The organism is Moraxella sp. K1664, from assembly GCF_039693965.1.
GTDB lineage: Bacteria > Pseudomonadota > Gammaproteobacteria > Pseudomonadales > Moraxellaceae > Moraxella.
The window spans coordinates 558,552-578,499 of sequence record NZ_CP155576.1 but is presented as its reverse complement, the minus strand read 5'-3'; the positions used below and the strand labels follow the sequence as shown (position 1 = coordinate 578,499).

Sequence of the window (19,948 nt, the reverse complement as noted above, 5' to 3'; positions counted from 1 at the left end):
GGTGTGGTTTTTAAAATATCGTCATTCAACAATGCTATAACGGACGATAGCCGAGCTTTTTTAGGCGGACTTTGGATTTGGTTTTGCGTCTGGACATCGGGTCATAGGATAAAGGGCGATAAATCTCAATCCTATCGCCGTCTGATAACACCGTATCTAGGCGTTTTTTTTGGCTATAAATACCCACATACCACGCTTTATGATTGGGTTCATGCTCACGGTTGGCATGACACCACAGGGCAAATTCTGCCAAATGGGGTAAATCTAGCCACCCTGATGATTGTAAGGCTTGATATATCGTGGTGTGCGTGGGTACTTCTAATTCTTGATAATACTGATTGTCCTTGTCGGCATATGCCAAACTTATCCTTAGGATAGCCATGACATCACCCAACCGATGACCGCTAGGAGAATGGCAAGTGGTACGCCGATACGCACCAGCACTCGCCAGATGTTATAACGCCCTTCACTTTTAAAATTAAAGGTTTTGCGTAAATGACTGATTTTCATGGCAAAACCTGAAAATGCTGACAGCACGACCACCGCCACCAAGCTCACCAGTAGCAATATGTTTAGCCCCACACCCACAGGCAGGGCAGAGAGTATCATCGCCAGTGATACCCCCATTGCCACGCCATTAATTAGCCCAAACCGCACTTTTAATTGTCCAATGGCATAATACAACAAAAACGCCGAAATCAGGAGCATACCGATACTAGACACCACAAAGGCGTTGGGTGTAACAAAAGCACTACCCACCAGCAGGGCAAACGCCCCAAAGATAAGTTGGGTAAGCCAAATCGGTAATATCAGTCCTGTTAGGGGTTTTTTGTGGGTTTGGCTCATCGTCTGCTCGGCAAGCCTACCACCGGTAAACCAATATAACCCTGTACCCACGCCCACCGAGAGCAGTGCCAAAGACACCGCTCTTGCCCACTCGGACAATGACACAGCGGTCATGGTCGGCACGCTCACACCGCTAGCTAGACCACCATCAAAGAGCGAGATAAGCCCACCGACAATCACCAATGCCACGCCAATCATGAGTGGACGAGTCTTTAACAGACTTAAAATCAAGGCAATAATCATCGCCCCTGCACTAAGCCCAATGCTTGGCACACTAAGATTAAGTTGGGGTAGGTGCTGATGAAGTCCTGCCCCAATGCGTGCGGTCATCGTTGCACTAATAAGCAGTGCCACCAATACCGACAACCCTGCAAAGGCTCGCCATGTCATCTTGGCATCAGCTTCACGAGTGAGCTTTTGCATGCCAAGCCATACATTATCGCCACTGCGAGCAGATAAGGCAAATTCGGCAAATAACACCGGCAAGCCCACCACAAGCATCGCCACCACCCACAACAGCCAAAAGTCCAACTCATGAGCCATGCTCGGGGCAATCTGATGAGCGAACAACAGTGGCAGGGCAGATGCCACAAAAAACACAGTATAACGAGATAACATAGTAAACTCTGGACGGTTGGGGTGTGATAAAAATTTAATGAACGACAAAACCCCAATCAAGGGGTTTTGTAAAATACAGGTCTAAAACCGACAAATCAGTGAACGGCACTGATAAATTCGGACAACATTTTGATGTCTTTGTCAGACAGCTTGGCTGCCACGATTTGCATCATGCCTTTTTCGTCTTTTTTGGCAGAGTCGTTGGTACGCACTTGCTCGGCAAGTAGCCCTTCGTCTTCACGACCGGCGGCACGGAACAGTTTTAGCTGAGTTGAGATATAAGTTGCGTGCTGACCGCCAATGCGTGGGAATGCCGCCCAATCATTGCCTGCACCCTTAGGGTCATGGCACCCTGCACAAGGGATAATGCCACGGCTCTTATCGCCACCTAGATAGAGCTTTTGGGCGGCAGCATTTGTGGCTTTGTTGCCATAGCCGGGTAGCCACGGAGCTTGACTGGCATAGTAGCCTGCCACGTTGGCTAGGTCTTGTTGGGTAAAACCAACCAACTGTGCTTCCATGATGCCATTTTTTCTGGCACCTGTTTTAAAATCCACCAATTGCTTGTATAGATATTTGATATTTTGACCGCCTAAGTTTGGCTGAGCAGGGGCAACCGAAACGCCGTCCGCACCGTGGCAAGCGGCACAGTTGGCTTCAACAATGGCTTTACCTGCTTCAATATTAAACTCAGGAACAGCCACGGCATGGGCATTTAGGGCGATAAAACCAAACCCTGTGGCAAGCAACGTTTTAGCTAGCATGGCTTTGGCTGACAAATTCATGGCTTTCATAACAATTTCCTACTAACTTCGGGGCAGTCCCCGTGTCTTGGGTTTTGTATATTTTTATTTGGCTTTTAAAAGTCAAATTGGTAAATCTTGCTTATTATAGCAAGACTTCGCTAAATTTTCCTACAAAAATTGTGGTTTTGGCAATATTTTTTTTAAAAAGATAAAAATTTTGGCAATATTTGTCTGTTTTGGGTAAAAATTGTTTGTTTTTTAAGCAAGCCCATGCCAATCACTACCACATTTTGGATTTGCCATACGCCATTATTTTGCCATATACTCAATCAATGCCCGAAACTCATCATCGCTACACGACTGGCACAAGCCCTTGGCAGGCATTTGGGGCATGCCTTTTTTGGTGTTTTTGACCAAGGTGTCCATGCCTTTTTGGGCTTTTAGCTTGTCCCATGTGGCTTTGTCGCCTTTTTTGGGGGCGTTTAAGGCACCGCTATCATGGCAGGTGGCACAGGTTTTTTGATAAGTGGTGGCGACATCGGCATGGCTTACACCTGTGGCGACTAGGGCAAGGCTGGCAATGGCTATTTGTAATAATTTTGACATAATAACTCCCATTAAGGATAATTTGGGATAAATGTGAGAATAACTGTTTTCTCTGATGCTTTTATTATGCAAGTTTTTTGCCAAGTTGCAAGGGATATTTGGTAACTATTGGGATTGAGAGTTATTATCGTACTGGGTTTTTATGAATAATCGTTCACAAATTCCTGTCTTATACCAATACGTCTGAACATAAAGTTTGGTATCTGATAACATCACCAAACCAATTTCATCTTTGCACGCATGAAATACTGCATTTTGATAAAAATCGCTCGGCATAGGCTCCCACCCTTGCTTAATGGCATTTTGTGCCATGCGGTCAATCATTGCTTGGTCATAATGATGATAAATGGCTTGACGGTAAACAGTACCGCCTCGACGGTTATAAATCTGTATGTCGTCAGGTTGCATCTCGTCCGCCAAAATATCCGTCATCAATATCATATAACGTTGTTGCAACTCGTCCCAATTCTTATAAGTATAAGGTATTTTGTAGGGACTGCCTTGCCACATCTGCCACCAGAATAGGCTAGCAACAACTAGCCCAATGATGATTTGCAAGCCTTTAATTATGGGTTTTAAAGACACATCTACGCCTTTATTATCGCTATTTTATGGTTTTCATGATACACTATTTTATCATTTTAGCAATTATATTTGACATCATGACCACCACCGACTACCAAAAAATCATTCGCCAAACCGCCTTTTCGCTCTCTGCCCCCACATTGAAACTCTGCCCGCCTGATACAGGCTTTGAAGTGGCGTTTGCAGGGCGGTCTAACGCAGGCAAATCGTCCGCCATTAACACCATTACCCACCAAAAACAGCTCGCCCGCTCGTCCAAAACCCCTGGACGCACGCAGATGATTAACTTTTTTAATGTCGGCTCAGAGCATAGCCGTATCGTGGATTTGCCGGGGTATGGCTATGCCCAAGTGCCAGAGCAGATGAAAATCAAATGGCAAAAAGAGCTTGAAAATTACCTTGTTCATCGTGAAAGTCTGACGGGCTTAATTTTGCTTACCGACATTCGCCACCCATTAAAATATTTTGATGAACAAATGCTCCACTGGGCAAAGGACGGCGAATTGCCCGTTCATGTATTATTGACAAAAGCGGATAAATTAAAACGTGGGGCTCAAAAAACCGCCCTGCTACAAACCAAGAAACAATTGCAAGCCTTAGATTTGCCATTTTCCATTCAGCTGTTTTCGGCATTAAATAAAGAAGGGCTTGATGAATTGGCGGACGTATTGGGAAATTGGTTGCATTTGGGTGAAACTTTAAATTTAGAAAATTCAGATGTGGATAATATGGATTTAGAAAATTCAAATTTGGCAAATGATAAATTGGATAATTCAAATTTAAATAATGACAATTAAAAAGGCAAAAAAATGACAGGCATTTTATATATTGTTGCCACTCCCATTGGCAATCTCAACGACATGACAGCACGGGCGATTGACACCCTAAAATCCGTGGATGTAATCGCCTGCGAAGACACTCGCACAAGTTCTAAATTATTAAGTTTTTTTAATATATCCACGCCCACCACTGCCTATCATGAACACAATGCCGACACGCAGACGGCACGCCTTGTCGAGCGATTGCAAGGCGGTCAATCAGTCGCTCTCATCTCGGACGCTGGCACACCGCTCATCTCCGACCCTGGTTATCGGCTGGTGAAGGCGTGCCATGATGAGCATATCACCGTTGTGCCGATTGTCGGGGCGTGTGCGGTCATCGGGGCGTTGTCTGTGGCGGGATTGCCGTCTGACAAGTTTAGTTTTGTGGGGTTTTTGCCTGCCAAACAACATGGGCGGATAGAAGCCTTAAAGGTGTATCAAGCCCATACTGAAACGCTGATTTTTTATGAAGCACCGCACCGCATTACAGACTGCCTATCCGACATGGCGGACGTGTTTGGTGGTGAGCGAGAAGCCACACTGTGCCGTGAGATTAGCAAAACCTTTGAGACAATCAAAAAATTACCGCTTATTGATTTATTAGAATTTGTAAAAAATGACCCCAACCAACAGCGTGGCGAGATTGTGCTGGTTGTGGCAGGCAATACCCAAAAAGAACAAAAGGCGGATTATGATGACTGGCTACTTGCCATCGCCAAAGAATTACCGCCAAAAAAAGCAAGTGCAATCGTGGCGGATGTATTGGGTATTAAAAAAAGCGTGGTTTATGATAGGCTCTTGGAATTACAAAAAACCTAATTTATATATTTACAAGGCAAAAATGATTTTACCTACCCCATTAAATATTAAGCCACAAAAACGTTCATGCAATATCGCAAATCTAACCCAAATTTGCTAAAATATACCATTTAACAGGAGACACTCATGACCCTAAAAACCACTCTAACCGACACCATCAAAACCGCCATGAAAGCCAAAAACATGGAGCAGGTCAAAGTTTTGCGTAACGTCCAAGCCGTCATCAAGCAAGTAGAGATTGACGGACAAAGTGAGCTTGATGACAAAGACGTATTGGCGATTTTGCAAAAGCAAATCAAACAACGCCAAGAGTCTTTGGGTATTTATACCGCCAATGGACGTGATGATTTGGCACAAAAAGAGCAGTTTGAGATTGACGTGATTTCTGCCTTTTTACCCGAGCAGTTGTCTGATGACAAACTCATCGCCATCATCAATGAGACCATTGGCGAGCTTGGTGCGTCTGGCATGAAAGACATGGGGCGTGTGATGAATGCCGTCAAAGACAAAACCACAGGGCAAGCCGACCCTGCCGTCATCTCAGGGCTTGTCAAAAAGGCACTGACCGCATGAGCACGAATACCAAACACAGCTTCGCCTTTGCATCCGACAATTACTCAGGCGTGCACCCTGCCATCATGGATGCACTGATTGATGTCAACAATGGACATGACAAGGCATACGGCTATGATAGCCATAGCCAAGCATTGGCAGAGCACATCAAGCAAGCCTTTGGCGAGCAGGCGGTTGGCTATCCTGTCTTTAATGGCACAGGGGCGAATGTTTTGGGGTTGTCGGCGATATTGCCAAGATTTGGGGCGGTCATCTGCACCAATCACGCCCACATCAACAACGATGAAAGTATCGCTCCGCAGTATGTTGCAGGGATTAAGCTGTTGGTGATTGATGGTGATGATGGCAAGCTAGACCCCCAAAAAATCCGCCAGTTCATCCGTCCATCTGAACACCATCCCCAAGCTCGTGCAGTTTATATCAGTCAAACCACCGAGCTTGGCACCTGTTATAGCCTTGATGAACTTGCCAATATCCGTCAAGTGTGTGATGAATTTGGGCTGTATCTCTACATTGATGGGGCAAGACTGTCCAATGCGGCTGCTTATTTGGGCTGTCGTTTGGCGGACATCGCCCAGTTTGCCGATGTACTGTCGCTTGGTGGCACCAAAAATGGCATGATGATGGGCGAATGTTTGGTGTTTTTAAATCCTAAGTTGGACAAAGATATTTTACATTTACGCAAATCCAGCATGCAACTGGCGTCCAAAATGCGGTTTATCTCAGCTCAATTTGTGGCATGGTTTGAACAAGAACTGTGGCTATCCCTTGCCAAGCATAGCAACGACATGGCAAGCTATTTATATAGCCAAATCAAAGACTTAGACGGTGTTGTCATCACCCAAAAAGTCCAAAGCAATGCCGTATTTGCCATATTCCCGCCTGATACGGTCGCAAAGCTACATGATGACTTTCATTTTTATGATTGGAATGATGAAACAGGCGAGATACGGCTCATGATGAGTTTTGACACCACCAAAGAGCAAGTGGATAGGCTTGTAGGAAGGATTAAGGCGTATTTATAAGGTTAATTTATCCGTCAGTTTATCCATTAAAAAAGCATTGTTAGAATTAGCAATGCTTTTTTTATTTATAGTCTTTTGATTTCAAAATGCAACAACGGGCGTGTTCAACACGCTCCTACAAGGGTATTTTTAAAATTTGGCATTGGTGTAAATTGGAATTAATTGACTATACAATTTATTATTTATTCGTCAATAACCATTTTTAATAAACCTTGTTCTTTCATCAGATTATAATAATTCTCTACAAATAATTTGACTTGGTCATATCCATAAGAATTCGGCTCTGTCCCTGTAAATATCTCATAAGGAATGTCCGACCATTCATCTATCCAATCCATGCTTTCTTGACCAATGGTAGAATAAAAAATACAACTTATCATATCACGCTGTTTTGCAAAATCATCGTAATCATATTTGGGTTTTAGATAACGGGTTTTATAAGTGATGTGATTTTTCATGTTCATGTATTCTTGATAGGTCAAATGTTTTTGCAATAACTTTTCTAATTTTTTACTAAGTTTTTTATCAAAACTTAGTAGATGATTTAATTCATTCATAACAGTCATAACATTGCCTTTTTAGATTGTATTGGTAATTTAAAATAACGTTAAGGATTGGGATATTCAATGCCCACTTGTCGTAATACCCGCTTACCCATAGACGAACACGCCATACGCCCCAACCAGTTGGCGGGTTGATATACGCCCACCATTTGGCTATTGGTCAGATGACTGTCTTTCATCGCCCCTGTAAAATAAAAATCACGCTGACGATATTTCTTAAAAAACTTAGGGTTGCCGATATGTTCATGACAATCAGGGTAATTCATAAATTGCCCCATGTGTGGGTCTTGTGTGCTTAACAGATAGGCTGTGGGGTATTTACCGCCTTTGATGACAAAGATATGTGGCTGTCCATAATATTGGGCAAGTTTTGTCATATTGTCAATAAAATCTGATTTACCAAACCGATTAACCACCAAATACGACCCTGTAAAAAAGTCATTACCCAAATCTAGGGTTTTTTGATAATCCTTGATATAAGAACCATCAAGTTCGGTAATGGGATAATTTAAGGAAAACAGTGCCGAATTGAACCGACCCCCAAATCTTAGACATAAGATTAAAGGTTAGGTTGTTGCAAGTGGTTGTATTAACCCTAATTGGACTAAGTTTCTGTACTTAACAGGACTTAGTCCTTTTAATTTGCTCTTTATTCTATCATGATTGTAGTAGTGTATGTACTCATCAATCACTTGTTTAAGTTCATCTGTTGATGTAAATGTGGTTGTCTCATAAAATATCTCTTGTTTTAGCGTACCAAAGAAGCTCTCTATCACAGCATTATCCAAACAATTGCCTTTTCTTGACATGCTTTGGGTTAAGCCTTGTTCTTTTAGGGTTTGTTGATACTGGTGCATTTGATAGTGCCAGCCTTGGTCTGAATGAATGATGGGTTTGTCATCCATCTTTTCTTGGCTTAGCTTGGATAGGGCATCATTTAACATCTCTTTGACCAACTCATACGTTGGTCTGTCCTTCATCGTATAACTGACAATCTCACCATTAAACAAGTCGATGATGGGCGATAGGTAGAGTTTTCTTTGAATGACACTGCCATCATTTGCCTTGTCTTGTACTTTAAACTCGGTGATGTCTGTTGCCCACTTTTGATTGGGTTTGTCTGCTTTAAAGTCTCTTTTGAGTATATTGTCCTGAATGGTATCTTTGCCCATTGTGCCTTTGTAAGTATTAAACTTACGTTGACGACGAACCAATGCTTTGAGTCCAAGTTTAGCCATCAGTCGTTGCACTCGTTTATGATTAATAACCATGCCTTTTTGGGCAAGCTGATTGTTAAGCTCTGATGTGATTCTACGATAACCATACCTGCCCTTGTGTTGGTGGTAGATGTGGTTAATGTGTTCTTTTAAGTCAAGGTCTTTGTCAGGCTTTGTACTTTGACGAATGTGGTAATAAAACACACTTCTTGGCAAGTTTGACACTGCCAATAAGTCAGCAAGTTTGTGCTTATGCCTTAATTCTTGGATGATCAGGACTTGTTCTTTGTTTGTACTGATTGTTCCTTTTGACGAATTAAGGCATCTAGCTTTTTTAGATAGTCATTCTCTGCTCTAAGATAGGCAAGTTCATCAAGCAAATCATCCACACTTTTTTCGTGGTCTTGTTTGGTTTTCCAAGTTGATTTGGTTTTATTAGCGTTGTGTTTGTTTGACATTGCTTTTTTGCCTTTGGGTTTGGGTATTAGTCCCATTATACCAAAGGCTTGGTAGGACTTTAACCAAGTTGACAGTAAAGAAGGTTGTGGCAGATTAAGCTCTATGGCAAGTTGTGTAAGCGATTTGCCCTGTTGTATGGCTTGAACGGCATTAAGCTTAAAATCTGTGTCATAGACAGCCTTTGTGTGTCGTCTTTTTATGCCATCAATGCCATGTGCTTGATAGAGTTTAACCCATAGCTCTACGGTTGTGTGGTTTAGATTAAAGTGTTTGGCGGTTTGTTTGTAGCCATGATGATTAAGATAATACCCAATCACAGACAGTTTAAAGTCGGTTGTGTATTTTGCCATAAAAAGCACCCCAAAGGTTAGTGTGTCTAACTTTTGGGGTGCGGTTCATCTCTCTCTTACCCTTATTTTATGATTAAATGCTATCAAATATTAAACCCAACGTGCTTACCTGTTGGTAATTCTACGTCAATGCGTAATTTTCCGCCCATGGTCTCCACATAGCGTTTTAGCGTGGACAGCTTAATCTCTGCCCCACGATTTTCAATGGCGGATAAAGTCGGTTGGGTAATGCCCATGGCTTCGGCAAGCTGTTTTTGCGACAGCTCCAACTCTTCACGCAACTGATGAAGTTGATAATCCAAAATCATCGCTTCGGCGTTACGCTCCACTTCAGCTCGTTGTTCTGGCGATAATTTATTTAATAATTGTTCAAGCGTTGCCATTTGGACTCTCCTGTTTTGTTAATTTATCCAAATGCTGTTGGTAAAGCTCATCAGCAAGCGGTATCATTTGTTTATAAAATTGCTTTTCATTACCCACTTTGTTACCTGCACATAGCACAATTGCTTGACGTAAGGGGTCAAACGCATAAAAGGCACGATAAGGGTCGCCCCCAATTTGGATACGCAATTCTTTCATATTGCTAAATTTTGAGCCATATAAGGTATCGGCATAAGGGCGAGCCAATCGGTGTCCGTATTGCTCTAATAACTTAAAGGCTTCCAATAATCGCATTTGAACCTGCAAGGGCTGTTCATCAAACCAGCATTCAAATTCATCAGTCGTTTCTACAATATACATCATGAATCCAATATCGTGTTTAGGCTATATTAAGACATAAATTTACTTTTGTCAAATAATAAAAATAAGGGCAAATCTGAACCGCACCCCAAAAGTTAGACACACTAACCTTTGGGGTGCTTTTTATGGCAAAATACACAACCGACTTTAAACTGTCTGTGATTGGGTATTATCTTAATCATCATGGCTACAAACAAACCGCCAAACACTTTAATCTAAACCACACAACCGTAGAGCTATGGGTTAAACTCTATCAAGCACATGGCATTGATGGCATAAAAAGACGACACACAAAGGCTGTCTATGACACAGATTTTAAGCTTAATGCCGTTCAAGCCATACAACAGGGCAAATCGCTTACACAACTTGCCATAGAGCTTAATCTGCCACAACCTTCTTTACTGTCAACTTGGTTAAAGTCCTACCAAGCCTTTGGTATAATGGGACTAATACCCAAACCCAAAGGCAAAAAAGCAATGTCAAACAAACACAACGCTAATAAAACCAAATCAACTTGGAAAACCAAACAAGACCACGAAAAAAGTGTGGATGATTTGCTTGATGAACTTGCCTATCTTAGAGCAGAGAATGACTATCTAAAAAAGCTAGATGCCTTAATTCGTCAAAAGGAACAATCAGTACAAACAAAGAACAAGTCCTGATCATCCAAGAATTAAGGCATAAGCACAAACTTGCTGACTTATTGGCAGTGTCAAACTTGCCAAGAAGTGTGTTTTATTACCACATTCGTCAAAGTACAAAGCCTGACAAAGACCTTGACTTAAAAGAACACATTAACCACATCTACCACCAACACAAGGGCAGGTATGGTTATCGTAGAATCACATCAGAGCTTAACAATCAGCTTGCCCAAAAAGGCATGGTCATTAATCATAAACGAGTGCAACGACTGATGGCTAAACTTGGACTCAAAGCATTGGTTCGTCGTCAACGTAAGTTTAATACTTACAAAGGCACAATGGGCAAAGATACCATTCAGGACAATATACTCAAAAGAGACTTTAAAGCAGACAAACCCAATCAAAAGTGGGCAACAGACATCACCGAGTTTAAAGTACAAGACAAGGCAAATGATGGCAGTGTCATTCAAAGAAAACTCTACCTATCGCCCATCATCGACTTGTTTAATGGTGAGATTGTCAGTTATACGATGAAGGACAGACCAACGTATGAGTTGGTCAAAGAGATGTTAAATGATGCCCTATCCAAGCTAAGCCAAGAAAAGATGGATGACAAACCCATCATTCATTCAGACCAAGGCTGGCACTATCAAATGCACCAGTATCAACAAACCCTAAAAGAACAAGGCTTAACCCAAAGCATGTCAAGAAAAGGCAATTGTTTGGATAATGCTGTGATAGAGAGCTTCTTTGGTACGCTAAAACAAGAGATATTTTATGAGACAACCACATTTACATCAACAGATGAACTTAAACAAGTGATTGATGAGTACATACACTACTACAATCATGATAGAATAAAGAGCAAATTAAAAGGACTAAGTCCTGTTAAGTACAGAAACTTAGTCCAATTAGGGTTAATACAACCACTTGCAACAACCTAACCTTTAATCTTATGTCTAAGATTTGGGGGTCGGTTCACAAATCCGCCCTGTTTTATGCGGACGATGAAACGACCGATGATGTGGGTTATAATAAAAAGCCCTTTGATACCATTGACCGTATCATGCGTGCGGTGGCGGATTATGTCAATCAGTCGCACTACACCAAAGGTGTGGAGAGCATCACGCATTTCTCGTTCTCGTCCAGTACCGAGCGAAAAGATGGTATTTATGAGCGTTATGCCAAAAAACTCATCGCACTATTAGACGGCGATTGGGGTTATAGCAGTCATGGTGGTGGGTTTTATTTTTTCTTAAAAACAAAATCATAGCCTAAGCCACAACACAAATCACGGCTTATAGTCCCTAGCTTGTATTATCATCGCTTTGCTTTGCTCCAACATGGGTAGCAAGTTTGAGTGGTGGGCTTTGGCGACTTTGGTGGCTTGGGCGTTCGATTGTAATGCTCCGTCATACTTACCCGTCCATAGCTCTACCTGTGAGCGGGCGTGTAGGGCGTGTATGGTGGCGATGTTTTTGTCCATGCGTGATTTTTCGTAGGCGTGCTGTATCCCTTGCCAAGCCTGCCTGTCATGGGGCGTACGCTCGGTCAAGGGAGTTAGTAGTGCCAATGCTTTGGCGGTGTCGCCTGTGCTGACATAAGCGTCCGCCAAATGCAGGCGTAAATCTCGGCGTTCGGGGTATATCGCTTGGCAAGATGACAGTACCGTTACGGCTTGGGCGTGGTTATTCATCTTGGTGAGTACATGGGCGTGGGTCAGGCAGACAAGTGGGTCAGACGGGTCAAAAGAAGCGTTGGCAAATAGGCGTAGGGCTTCATTGGTGCGTGCGTTGTCCGCTAAATACATGACAAGAGCAAGCCTTGCCCCGTCACTGCGTTTGGCGTGAATGGTCAGCTCGTCCAGACCCGACTGTTTGGTCAGATAGCGAAGTCGCCATGTCAGCTTGTCAAAAAGACGGGCTTGCTGTTCACGGGCGACCATGCTTGGTACAGGATAGCCTTTGGCACGGCTCATCGATTCGCTCAGACGCTCGGCGGTAAAGGGGTGTGACTGGATAAAGCTCGGCACAAAGGCGTTTTTGGCTGTGGTCAGCGAGACTTGTTTGTATAGGCGTTCAAAAAAGCGGGGCATGGCGGCGGCGTCATAGCCTGCCTGCACCAAAATCTGCTGACCCATTCTGTCCGCTTCTCGCTCATGCTCACGGCTGTGACTGGCTGCCGTCTCTGCGGTGGCGGTCTGTGAACCTATCATGGCAGCTGCCGCCACATCGCCACTGACTGAGCTTGCCGCTAGGGCTGCCAGTAGTCCGCCGATTTGTAGGGCGATGAGTTTTTTGCTGTTTTCTTGGTTGTGTTCGTAGTGGCGTTGGGATAAGTGGGCGATTTCGTGAGCGATGACACTTGCCACTTCATCAAGCCCGCCTGCCGACAGTATCGTGCCTGTGTTCATGCCGATGACGCCCCCCGGCACGGCAAAGGCGTTGATACTGCTGTCATTGATGATGGGCGTGGCGATGAGCGACTGGGTGCGAACTAGGGCGTTCATCTGGGCGGTCATGTCATTGATGACTTGATTTGACCATGCGTCGTCAATGAGTGGCATGGAGCTGTTGATTTGGCGTAATGACCACAGGGCGATTTGGCGGTTGATGTACTGCTCGTTAAAGCGAGTGCCAGTGACGATGTTCGGAGCTAGGGGCTGTGAGCGTGGTCTGTCATGCACCGACGTGCCAAACTGCCCCATGCTGGTGCCATGATATCCCAACTGCTCGGCATGTCTGTCATAGATGAGCGATGTGCGAGTGATGTTCTCGGGCGGTGTGTCATGGGCAAAGGCGGTTGGGGTAAGCGATAAGCCAATGAGCAGGGGTAGGTATTTTTTATAAGTTATCATGATTTTGCCTGATTATTTTTATTTTCTTATTTTATTTTTGTGCATGGGTGGTAGGCGTTTTAATAAAACGAACAATAAGACATTGATGATAAGCAGTAATAACGTCTCAAAGCCAAATCCTACGCTGATATACACTGGCGAATGCTCAAAGACATGAATAAACCAATACACGCCCACAAAGCCCAAATAAATAAGCATGACCAAACTTGCCACAATCAGCCCATAAGGGGCGTCCGCTCGCTTGATGGTGGGGGTGAGCAGTAGGGCAGGGATGAGTTTGACAAGTTGCCATATCACGCCAAACACCATGCCAGTAACCACGCCCCCATTCATGCCCAGATTGGCATAGCCCACATTGCCGAATGCTAGGCTGGCAAGCACAGGATAGATGACAAGACAATACAACAGCCACACAAACCACGCTCGGCGAAGGGCGGACTGTATGGGAATGATGGGCTTGGGCTGGGCGATGGTGTGGGCTTTTTTCATGGTATTGGCACGGACAAATGAATCTATTATACCCAAAATTTGGCAAAAGTTACCATTTATGTTTTTTTAAAAAATTACATAAACATAAAGCAATTTTGTGGTAATATTTGTTAAACTACGTTAATTTTAACATTGATTTATACCAAAAAACCATCTCAAAGCTCATGACTCAACTTCTTAACAAACTGCCCTTTGCTCATCATTCTTGGTTTATGTACATTCGCTTGCTGGTACGTCACTTTTTGGACGATAACTGCACCCAAAAAGCCGCCAGCTTGACCTATACCACACTGTTATCGCTTGTGCCGATTTTGACGGTCATGCTCGTGGTGTTTTCAAGTGTGCCTGCCTTAGAAGATGTGCGTGGGCAGGTGCAACAAGCCATTTATAGCAATCTTATGCCATCATCAGGGGCGACGATTTCTCAGCACATGGATAATTTTGCCGAAAAATCGAGCAATCTGGGGATTGTCGGTGTGGCGGGGGTTTTTGTGACAACCATCTTGACGCTCATCACCATTGAGACGGCGTTTAACCAAATTTGGCGAGTATCAGAACGCACAGGGGGCATGGCAAGTATTGTCCGCTATTGGACAATGATTACGGTCGCTCCCATTATCTTGGGGGTGGCATTTGGTGCGTCCAGTGCCATCTCGGGGCTGTCGTTTTTAAATCAGCAAGTGGCAGGCTATGGCATTGATTGGGGGATATGGGCAAAAATCATCTCGTTTTTGTTCACGGTCGGTGGCTTTATTGCCATGTATTGGTTTATCCCCAAAGTCAGAGTTCCCCTAAAAAACGCCGCCATCGCAGGCGTGGTCGTGGCGATACTCTTTGAGACCTTAAAGATGGTCTTTGGGACGGTCATGGCGAATTTTACCAGTTATGAAGCCATCTATGGGGCGTTCGCTGCCATCCCTGTGTTTTTGATGTGGCTATATCTGTCGTGGAACTTGATATTGCTCGGGGTGGAGATTAGCTACACCTTAACCATCTTTGACAGCAAGGAAGTGGCGGTACGTCATCCATTGCTAAGCCTGCTTGACATGCTTAATTTGATTTATAAAAAATATCAAGTGGGTGAGACGGCAAGCGAAGCCGAGCTACGGGGGGTGCTGGGACGTAAAGAGACACCAAAATGGAATCTGTACATCGATGAGCTGGTAACCAATGAGCTGATTACACGTACTGAAAATGATGAATATATCCTGCGTACGGATTTAAATACCGTAAGTTTATGGCAGTTTTATAAAACCATGCCTTATCCTTTGCCCATCAAAAGTGAGATGAATGATTTTACGATGGCGGACTATGACCCGTGGTATGTGGAGTTGTATCGCCACCTAGAAAGTATAGAAAAGTTGGCAAAAGATGAGCTAGACATGCCACTGGCAGAGCTGTTTAAAACTGCCCCACTGCGAGCCAAAGAGTCTGTGGTGCGAATGACTGCACAGACTGCCAATAGTAACAGCGATGCCGATGGTTTTAATGCTGACGCCAAAAAAGTGGTGGATGAGCATGGCAATAGTGTGGTCGTGCCAATAGGGGAGGCAAGCTTTACTGAGAGCAACATTACCAAAGCGGTCAGACTTGCCAAAAAAGGCTGGCATTGGTATGGTCGGGGCAAAAAAGTGGTTAAGGACGTGAAAAAAGGCGTGGAGAGCTAAACGACACAAATGGGGGTCATCTCCCCCAAATCCGCTTATATTTTGCCATCAAATCCTCAGGGGTTTCGGGTCGTTTATCGTCCTTGATGATACAGTCAATCGGGCAGACCTTATCACAGGTTGGCTCATCATAAAAACCCACGCACTCGGTGCATAGGTCGGGGTTGATGACGTAGGTTTTTTGCCCTTTTTGGTCGTAGCTGATTGCATCGTTTGGGCATTCAGGCTCGCAGATGTCGCAGTTGATACAGTCGGTGGTGATTTTTAGTGCCATTGGTTTTTTAAATTGTTATTTGTTATTTAAGTCGTGAAGCCTATTTTGAGCAAACTTAGAAAGTCGTTCATAAAATGCCCGCTCATCACAAAACATATCCCAAAGCGTATCTTGGCTCATCACGCTATACTCGCCGTCTGTGGTCAAATCCACGTCCGCCCCATTTTCTAAGGCTTCATAATAGCGTTGCCAGTCGGATTGTCCATGATGATTAAAATAAAAGGCGGACAGTTCGTCCGTAATGGCGTTTTGGCGGTGCAGGTTTGCCATAAGTTTGTCATTATCGGCTTGTAGGGCGAGCCATTCACGGTATAGGGCTTGGTAGTGGGAGATTTTTTGTTGCATGGTTATGTAAATTCAAAAGGATTGATAATCTTAACAGGCATACCGTCAAAATCTTTGATGTTTCTTGTGGCAAGGGTCAAATCATACGCAATCGCTGTGGACGCAATATAAGCATCATTGGCGGATTTAAAATTGGGCGTATTTAATTCGGCAAAAATCTTAGCAATTTGCACATCAATATCAAGAATGCGACCTTGATACACCACCAACAAATCATCAAGCCATTCTTGTAGAATTTGTGCTTGTTCATAATCCTTATTATGGCGTTTTAATAAAATTCCCCGATAAATCTCGCCAATGATAACCGAATTTAAATAAGTTTCTTGGATATTTAAATGTTCCGCCCACCGTGTTACATTGGCATTGGCACGCCCTGTTTTAATTTTACGCATTTCAGAAATGACATTGGTATCAAGTAAAAACATGGTTTGCCTTAATCAAATAAATAGTCAAGGTCGTCAAATTGTGGTAATGGCTGATTTTTGCGAATGCTATCAAAATCCACATCAAAATCCATTTTATCGGCATTTTTAAGATTTTTAAAAGTATCAGCAAGCGACACAAAAGCATTATCTTGTTTTTTATGCGACATCAGAGATAAAAACTCTTGTAATTGCACAAAAGTTTGATAATCTAATGCCACTTTTTCAATATTGCTGTTTTTATCTTTTATCAATACACTATTATCCATAAGAGCGGTAAATAACCGCTCGGCATTGATATTGGCATTTTGTGAAATAACGGTTGGCATATTTTCTCCTTTTTATAAATATCAAGTATAAATCGCCTCACTCACACTTTTCATCACAAGGGCGAATTTTAGGTCATCATGAGAAATATCGCTAAACGGATTTTTGATTTTGGCAATCCACCCCGACCCCAACGCTCCGTCTATGGCATTGCCTTTTTTGTCCCACATCTCGGTGAGTGTATAAGTCAAATTGCCTTTTGGTGTCATAATCTCCACATCATCGCCGACCATGAGTTTGTTTTTTATCTCTAAGGTCAAAAAGTCGTCCGCCACGTCTGACACTTCCGCCACAAACTGCTGATTGTCGGTTTTTGATGAGCCGTACTCGTAGTTTTGATAATCCGAATGCACATGACGGCGTAGAAAGCCTTCGGTATAGCCACGGTTGGCAAGTCCGTCAAGGGCGGTGATAAGCCCTGTATCAAAGGGTTTGCCCGCCAACGCATCATCAATGGTACGGCGATAGACCTGAGCGGTGCGAGCGACATAATAATGCGACTTGGTACGCCCTTCAATCTTTAACGAATGCACGCCCATGTTTACCAAATCAGGCACAAGCTCCACCGCACGCAAGTCCTTAGAATTCATGATATACGTCCCATGCTCATCTTCGTACATCGCCATAAGCTCGCCTTTGCGACCTTCTTCTTCAATGAGTACGACTTCATCAGACGGCTTTTCTACATAATCATCGCCCATAACGACATCGCCATTTAGATTGACGTTTTTAATCTCGCCTTGACTGGGGACAAACACTTCTGGACTGGCAGGAACGATGTCGCCCGTTTCATTTTCCACCGCCTTATAAGTGTTGTACGACCAACGGCAGGCATTGGTGCAAGTGCCTTGGTTGGCATCACGTTTGTTGATATAGCCAGAGAGCAGACACCGCCCAGAATATGCCATGCACAACGCCCCATGGACAAAGACTTCAATCTCCATATCAGGGACTTCTTTGATAATCTCGTTAATCTCTTTTAAAGACAGCTCACGGCTGACAATCACCCTTGTAATGCCCATTTGTTTCCAAAACTTCACCGTTGCCCAGTTCACGGCATTGGCTTGCACGGACAGATGAATGTCTTGGTGCGGAAAATGCTCTCGTATCATCATAATCATGCCAGCGTCCGACATGATGAGAGCGTCAGGCTTCATCTCAATGACAGGGCGAATGTCTTCAATAAAGGTTTTTAATTTGGCGTTGTGGGCTTGGATATTGACCACCACATAAAACTTTTTGCCAAGCGAATGGGCGTAGGCAATGCCCTTGGCAAGGTTTTCTTCATCAAAATCATTATTACGCACCCGCAAAGAATAACGGGCTTGCCCTGCATAGACCGCATCCGCCCCATAAGCAAAGGCGTATTGCATATTTTTAAAGGTACCAGCAGGGCAGAGAAGTTCGGCTTGTTTTTGGCTTGGCTGTTTGATTGTCATTGGTTGGCTCGTTTTGGCTAAATTTGTTAAACCCATTATTATAACAGAAATTTTGCCAAAAAACTTGACTGTATTAGTCAAGTTTGGGCGGTATTTTTATATTTCACAACGCATTTATCATCATCTGCACGCCCAAAATATGCTTACACAGTCCACGCTTGGTCTGATGTTTGGCATACCATTGGCAGGTGCATTTGGCATGGGTGTCTGTGATGACCACTGTATAAGTATGCTCGCCACTTTTGACATGGGCAAGGGTGTCATTGGGGCGATGATGAACGAGCGTGATGTTATCGTCTTTGATGAGTTTTTTGGCGTTATTTAGGCGGGGATTGAGCGATAATAATTTATTCATGTTAAAAGGCAGTCGGCGATAATAATAACTGTCGCTATACAAATCAAATCCCAACAGCCCAATCATGGATAAATGCGTGGTCAAACTTTTAACATCGTCAATATATAAATCATTGTCTATGGCTAATGTGGTCGGGTCAAAATTCTCATTACTTTTTAATAAATGATTAAAGGCATAAATATATTCAGTTGGCAATTCATGCGTTATTTTTTGTAATATATTACCTTCCCCCGAAAATCCCCGATGATTGTGCGGTGATATTGCCAATGTCAATCGCATATGTTTCATATAAATCTGTATTGCCATACTCTGGCTGTCTTTATCATCATTGATATTTTGAAAAAACACCATGTTATCAATATACGGCACCAGATTTTCTAATAACCGAAGTCGCTCCAAACCACCCACTTTTATGCTCCCTTTGGCATAAATGGGACTTATCACGACTTTATTTAATTTATAAGTCAAATATAGTGTGGCGTTATTTTTGGATTTGGGTATGGTATTAAAAAACTGCATACTTTGCATTTTATTTAATCTAAATATCTCCACCATGTCCGCCATATAGACCTGCACACTGGTTAGCCCCTTTATCCAGCGGTCGGGCAATTTCACTTTTTTCTCTTTGATGTTACCCACATCGGTGCTGATATTAACTTCTTTATCGCCCACGCTCATCATCATAAGTTCATTCTTTTTGACGGCATTTAGGGCATTTATCATCGGTTCATTAAAATCCACATTGGTCGTGCCATGTGCGATAAATTCGCCGTCCATGCCGTCCGATAACAAATCCAAACGGGCATACACCCCATTGCACGATGAAAAGCCTTCAAAACGCAACTCATCTCGCCCTGCACTGATAATCGGGTCTCTTAGTGATACAGGTATGGGGGCAAAACTTGACCGCACCACACGGCTTAGGCACATCAAGGCTTTGGCAGTCGGCAGTGGCTCGGTGATTTCGCCCCAAAAAAAGCATGGAATGTCGGTCAGCTCTTCGATGTCGGTATGATGAGATAATACCAATTCATCAAAGGTTGGTTTTTTTATCAATCGGCTGGGGGATTGATAACTGACATCAATATCGGCAAGGCTCATGTTTTTATCCTTTTAACTAACAGACTTCCTGCAAAACTCCAATTGAAGAAAACCGTTCGTGG

General features: G+C 43.4%; 27 protein-coding genes. 8 read left to right on the top strand and 19 right to left on the bottom strand.

Going from position 1 to position 19,948, the window contains the following annotated elements:
* Positions 1-34: 34 nt before the first annotated feature.
* The 5 genes from AAHK14_RS03115 to AAHK14_RS03095 form a co-directional block, all read right to left on the bottom strand.
* Positions 35-382, bottom strand: coding sequence for an RnfH family protein (locus tag AAHK14_RS03115; protein ID WP_065256590.1), 348 nt, complete (start codon positions 380-382; stop codon positions 35-37).
* The gene (locus AAHK14_RS03110) at positions 370-1,464 is read right to left on the bottom strand and encodes a hypothetical protein (protein ID WP_065256589.1); all 1,095 of its coding nucleotides are present in this window, start codon (positions 1,462-1,464) and stop codon (positions 370-372) included. Before AAHK14_RS03110 ends, AAHK14_RS03115 begins: the two co-directional genes overlap by 13 nt.
* A gap of 95 nt (positions 1,465-1,559) precedes the next feature.
* The gene (locus tag AAHK14_RS03105) at positions 1,560-2,249 is read right to left on the bottom strand and encodes a c-type cytochrome (RefSeq protein ID WP_083108121.1); all 690 of its coding nucleotides are present in this window, start codon (positions 2,247-2,249) and stop codon (positions 1,560-1,562) included.
* 270 nt (positions 2,250-2,519) lie between these two features.
* Complete coding sequence (locus AAHK14_RS03100) at positions 2,520-2,816, bottom strand: c-type cytochrome (protein WP_083108115.1); 297 nt, start codon at positions 2,814-2,816, stop codon at positions 2,520-2,522.
* Positions 2,817-2,921: 105 nt separating this feature from the next.
* Entirely contained in the window at positions 2,922-3,401 is a 480-nt protein-coding gene (locus tag AAHK14_RS03095) for a hypothetical protein (protein WP_065256588.1), read from the bottom strand.
* A 77-nt stretch (positions 3,402-3,478) separates the two neighbouring features.
* Here AAHK14_RS03095 and yihA point away from each other — a divergent pair, with 77 nt between their 5' ends.
* The 4 genes from yihA to AAHK14_RS03075 all read left to right on the top strand — a co-directional run bounded on the left by yihA (position 3,479) and on the right by AAHK14_RS03075 (position 6,639).
* Positions 3,479-4,198, top strand: a complete 720-nt coding sequence (yihA, locus tag AAHK14_RS03090; RefSeq protein WP_065256638.1) for a ribosome biogenesis GTP-binding protein YihA/YsxC — start codon at positions 3,479-3,481, stop codon at positions 4,196-4,198.
* 12 nt (positions 4,199-4,210) lie between these two features.
* Positions 4,211-5,041, top strand: a complete 831-nt coding sequence (rsmI, locus tag AAHK14_RS03085; protein ID WP_065256587.1) for a 16S rRNA (cytidine(1402)-2'-O)-methyltransferase — start codon at positions 4,211-4,213, stop codon at positions 5,039-5,041.
* A gap of 126 nt (positions 5,042-5,167) precedes the next feature.
* Positions 5,168-5,614, top strand: coding sequence for a GatB/YqeY domain-containing protein (locus AAHK14_RS03080; RefSeq protein WP_065256586.1), 447 nt, complete (start codon positions 5,168-5,170; stop codon positions 5,612-5,614).
* Positions 5,611-6,639 (top strand): low specificity L-threonine aldolase, encoded by a 1,029-nt coding sequence (locus tag AAHK14_RS03075; RefSeq protein ID WP_194092526.1) that lies wholly within the window; start codon positions 5,611-5,613, stop codon positions 6,637-6,639. The genes AAHK14_RS03080 and AAHK14_RS03075 overlap by 4 nt, the downstream gene beginning before the upstream one ends.
* Positions 6,640-6,821: 182 nt before the next feature.
* Here AAHK14_RS03075 and AAHK14_RS03070 read toward each other — a convergent pair whose 3' ends face one another.
* The 6 genes from AAHK14_RS03070 to AAHK14_RS03045 form a co-directional block, all read right to left on the bottom strand.
* Positions 6,822-7,205, bottom strand: coding sequence for a hypothetical protein (locus AAHK14_RS03070; protein WP_065256584.1), 384 nt, complete (start codon positions 7,203-7,205; stop codon positions 6,822-6,824).
* A 41-nt stretch (positions 7,206-7,246) separates the two neighbouring features.
* Entirely contained in the window at positions 7,247-7,579 is a 333-nt protein-coding gene (locus AAHK14_RS03065) for a hypothetical protein (RefSeq protein ID WP_282667159.1), read from the bottom strand.
* A 189-nt stretch (positions 7,580-7,768) separates the two neighbouring features.
* Positions 7,769-8,689, bottom strand: a complete 921-nt coding sequence (locus tag AAHK14_RS03060; RefSeq protein WP_264753555.1) for an IS3 family transposase — start codon at positions 8,687-8,689, stop codon at positions 7,769-7,771.
* Between the two features lie 2 nt (positions 8,690-8,691).
* Positions 8,692-9,228, bottom strand: a complete 537-nt coding sequence (locus tag AAHK14_RS03055; protein ID WP_065256690.1) for a helix-turn-helix domain-containing protein — start codon at positions 9,226-9,228, stop codon at positions 8,692-8,694.
* An 83-nt stretch (positions 9,229-9,311) separates the two neighbouring features.
* Entirely contained in the window at positions 9,312-9,611 is a 300-nt protein-coding gene (locus tag AAHK14_RS03050) for a helix-turn-helix transcriptional regulator (protein WP_065254998.1), read from the bottom strand.
* Complete coding sequence (locus AAHK14_RS03045; RefSeq protein WP_065254999.1) at positions 9,598-9,969, bottom strand: type II toxin-antitoxin system RelE/ParE family toxin; 372 nt, start codon at positions 9,967-9,969, stop codon at positions 9,598-9,600. Before AAHK14_RS03045 ends, AAHK14_RS03050 begins: the two co-directional genes overlap by 14 nt.
* A gap of 125 nt (positions 9,970-10,094) precedes the next feature.
* Here AAHK14_RS03045 and AAHK14_RS03040 point away from each other — a divergent pair, with 125 nt between their 5' ends.
* The 3 genes from AAHK14_RS03040 to AAHK14_RS03030 are packed head-to-tail and all read left to right on the top strand — an operon-like array spanning position 10,095 to position 11,883.
* Complete coding sequence (locus AAHK14_RS03040; RefSeq protein WP_065256690.1) at positions 10,095-10,631, top strand: helix-turn-helix domain-containing protein; 537 nt, start codon at positions 10,095-10,097, stop codon at positions 10,629-10,631.
* A complete protein-coding gene (locus AAHK14_RS03035; protein ID WP_115246899.1) occupies positions 10,604-11,554 on the top strand; it encodes an IS3 family transposase in 951 nt (316 codons plus the stop codon). Before AAHK14_RS03040 ends, AAHK14_RS03035 begins: the two co-directional genes overlap by 28 nt.
* Positions 11,555-11,565: 11 nt before the next feature.
* Positions 11,566-11,883 (top strand): hypothetical protein, encoded by a 318-nt coding sequence (locus AAHK14_RS03030; RefSeq protein ID WP_281133647.1) that lies wholly within the window; start codon positions 11,566-11,568, stop codon positions 11,881-11,883.
* Positions 11,884-11,901: 18 nt separating this feature from the next.
* Here AAHK14_RS03030 and AAHK14_RS03025 read toward each other — a convergent pair whose 3' ends face one another.
* Positions 11,902-13,467, bottom strand: a complete 1,566-nt coding sequence (locus AAHK14_RS03025; RefSeq protein ID WP_065256249.1) for a M48 family metalloprotease — start codon at positions 13,465-13,467, stop codon at positions 11,902-11,904.
* A gap of 18 nt (positions 13,468-13,485) precedes the next feature.
* Positions 13,486-13,956, bottom strand: coding sequence for a hypothetical protein (locus AAHK14_RS03020; RefSeq protein ID WP_065256248.1), 471 nt, complete (start codon positions 13,954-13,956; stop codon positions 13,486-13,488).
* A gap of 164 nt (positions 13,957-14,120) precedes the next feature.
* Here AAHK14_RS03020 and AAHK14_RS03015 point away from each other — a divergent pair, with 164 nt between their 5' ends.
* Complete coding sequence (locus AAHK14_RS03015; RefSeq protein WP_065256251.1) at positions 14,121-15,623, top strand: YihY family inner membrane protein; 1,503 nt, start codon at positions 14,121-14,123, stop codon at positions 15,621-15,623.
* A gap of 16 nt (positions 15,624-15,639) precedes the next feature.
* Here the strand turns inward: AAHK14_RS03015 and AAHK14_RS03010 are convergent, their stop codons facing one another.
* The 6 genes from AAHK14_RS03010 to AAHK14_RS02985 form a co-directional block, all read right to left on the bottom strand.
* The gene (locus AAHK14_RS03010; protein WP_065256247.1) at positions 15,640-15,897 is read right to left on the bottom strand and encodes a YfhL family 4Fe-4S dicluster ferredoxin; all 258 of its coding nucleotides are present in this window, start codon (positions 15,895-15,897) and stop codon (positions 15,640-15,642) included.
* 15 nt (positions 15,898-15,912) lie between these two features.
* Complete coding sequence (locus AAHK14_RS03005; RefSeq protein WP_062499600.1) at positions 15,913-16,242, bottom strand: DUF4298 domain-containing protein; 330 nt, start codon at positions 16,240-16,242, stop codon at positions 15,913-15,915.
* Between the two features lie 2 nt (positions 16,243-16,244).
* Complete coding sequence (locus AAHK14_RS03000; RefSeq protein ID WP_062499602.1) at positions 16,245-16,667, bottom strand: type II toxin-antitoxin system VapC family toxin; 423 nt, start codon at positions 16,665-16,667, stop codon at positions 16,245-16,247.
* 8 nt (positions 16,668-16,675) lie between these two features.
* A complete protein-coding gene (locus tag AAHK14_RS02995; RefSeq protein WP_065256246.1) occupies positions 16,676-16,993 on the bottom strand; it encodes a hypothetical protein in 318 nt (105 codons plus the stop codon).
* Between the two features lie 21 nt (positions 16,994-17,014).
* Positions 17,015-18,430: a tRNA 5-hydroxyuridine modification protein YegQ gene (gene yegQ / locus AAHK14_RS02990; protein ID WP_065256250.1), complete on the bottom strand. Its 1,416-nt coding sequence runs from the start codon at positions 18,428-18,430 to the stop codon at positions 17,015-17,017.
* Between the two features lie 103 nt (positions 18,431-18,533).
* A complete protein-coding gene (locus AAHK14_RS02985; RefSeq protein WP_065256245.1) occupies positions 18,534-19,886 on the bottom strand; it encodes an SWIM zinc finger family protein in 1,353 nt (450 codons plus the stop codon).
* Between the last annotated feature and the right edge of the window lie 62 nt (positions 19,887-19,948).

Bases quoted from the DNA above. Each gene is read 5' to 3' on its own strand.
- AAHK14_RS02995 (WP_065256246.1), bottom strand. From the start codon at position 16,993: ATGCCAACCGTTATTTCACAAAATGCCAATATCAATGCCGAGCGGTTA.
- AAHK14_RS03105 (WP_083108121.1), bottom strand. From the start codon at position 2,249: ATGAATTTGTCAGCCAAAGCCATGCTAGCTAAAACGTTGCTTGCCACA.
- AAHK14_RS03070 (WP_065256584.1), bottom strand. From the start codon at position 7,205: ATGACTGTTATGAATGAATTAAATCATCTACTAAGTTTTGATAAAAAA.
- AAHK14_RS03115 (WP_065256590.1), bottom strand. From the start codon at position 382: ATGGCTATCCTAAGGATAAGTTTGGCATATGCCGACAAGGACAATCAG.
- AAHK14_RS03040 (WP_065256690.1), top strand. From the start codon at position 10,095: ATGGCAAAATACACAACCGACTTTAAACTGTCTGTGATTGGGTATTAT.
- yegQ (WP_065256250.1), bottom strand. From the start codon at position 18,430: ATGACAATCAAACAGCCAAGCCAAAAACAAGCCGAACTTCTCTGCCCT.
- AAHK14_RS03045 (WP_065254999.1), bottom strand. From the start codon at position 9,969: ATGTATATTGTAGAAACGACTGATGAATTTGAATGCTGGTTTGATGAA.
- rsmI (WP_065256587.1), top strand. From the start codon at position 4,211: ATGACAGGCATTTTATATATTGTTGCCACTCCCATTGGCAATCTCAAC.
- AAHK14_RS03110 (WP_065256589.1), bottom strand. From the start codon at position 1,464: ATGTTATCTCGTTATACTGTGTTTTTTGTGGCATCTGCCCTGCCACTG.
- AAHK14_RS03010 (WP_065256247.1), bottom strand. From the start codon at position 15,897: ATGGCACTAAAAATCACCACCGACTGTATCAACTGCGACATCTGCGAG.
- AAHK14_RS03050 (WP_065254998.1), bottom strand. From the start codon at position 9,611: ATGGCAACGCTTGAACAATTATTAAATAAATTATCGCCAGAACAACGA.
- AAHK14_RS03020 (WP_065256248.1), bottom strand. From the start codon at position 13,956: ATGAAAAAAGCCCACACCATCGCCCAGCCCAAGCCCATCATTCCCATA.
- AAHK14_RS03065 (WP_282667159.1), bottom strand. From the start codon at position 7,579: ATGACAAAACTTGCCCAATATTATGGACAGCCACATATCTTTGTCATC.
- AAHK14_RS03030 (WP_281133647.1), top strand. From the start codon at position 11,566: ATGTCTAAGATTTGGGGGTCGGTTCACAAATCCGCCCTGTTTTATGCG.
- AAHK14_RS03100 (WP_083108115.1), bottom strand. From the start codon at position 2,816: ATGTCAAAATTATTACAAATAGCCATTGCCAGCCTTGCCCTAGTCGCC.
- yihA (WP_065256638.1), top strand. From the start codon at position 3,479: ATGACCACCACCGACTACCAAAAAATCATTCGCCAAACCGCCTTTTCG.
- AAHK14_RS02985 (WP_065256245.1), bottom strand. From the start codon at position 19,886: ATGAGCCTTGCCGATATTGATGTCAGTTATCAATCCCCCAGCCGATTG.
- AAHK14_RS03005 (WP_062499600.1), bottom strand. From the start codon at position 16,242: ATGCAACAAAAAATCTCCCACTACCAAGCCCTATACCGTGAATGGCTC.
- AAHK14_RS03075 (WP_194092526.1), top strand. From the start codon at position 5,611: ATGAGCACGAATACCAAACACAGCTTCGCCTTTGCATCCGACAATTAC.
- AAHK14_RS03025 (WP_065256249.1), bottom strand. From the start codon at position 13,467: ATGATAACTTATAAAAAATACCTACCCCTGCTCATTGGCTTATCGCTT.
- AAHK14_RS03000 (WP_062499602.1), bottom strand. From the start codon at position 16,667: ATGTTTTTACTTGATACCAATGTCATTTCTGAAATGCGTAAAATTAAA.
- AAHK14_RS03080 (WP_065256586.1), top strand. From the start codon at position 5,168: ATGACCCTAAAAACCACTCTAACCGACACCATCAAAACCGCCATGAAA.
- AAHK14_RS03015 (WP_065256251.1), top strand. From the start codon at position 14,121: ATGACTCAACTTCTTAACAAACTGCCCTTTGCTCATCATTCTTGGTTT.
- AAHK14_RS03055 (WP_065256690.1), bottom strand. From the start codon at position 9,228: ATGGCAAAATACACAACCGACTTTAAACTGTCTGTGATTGGGTATTAT.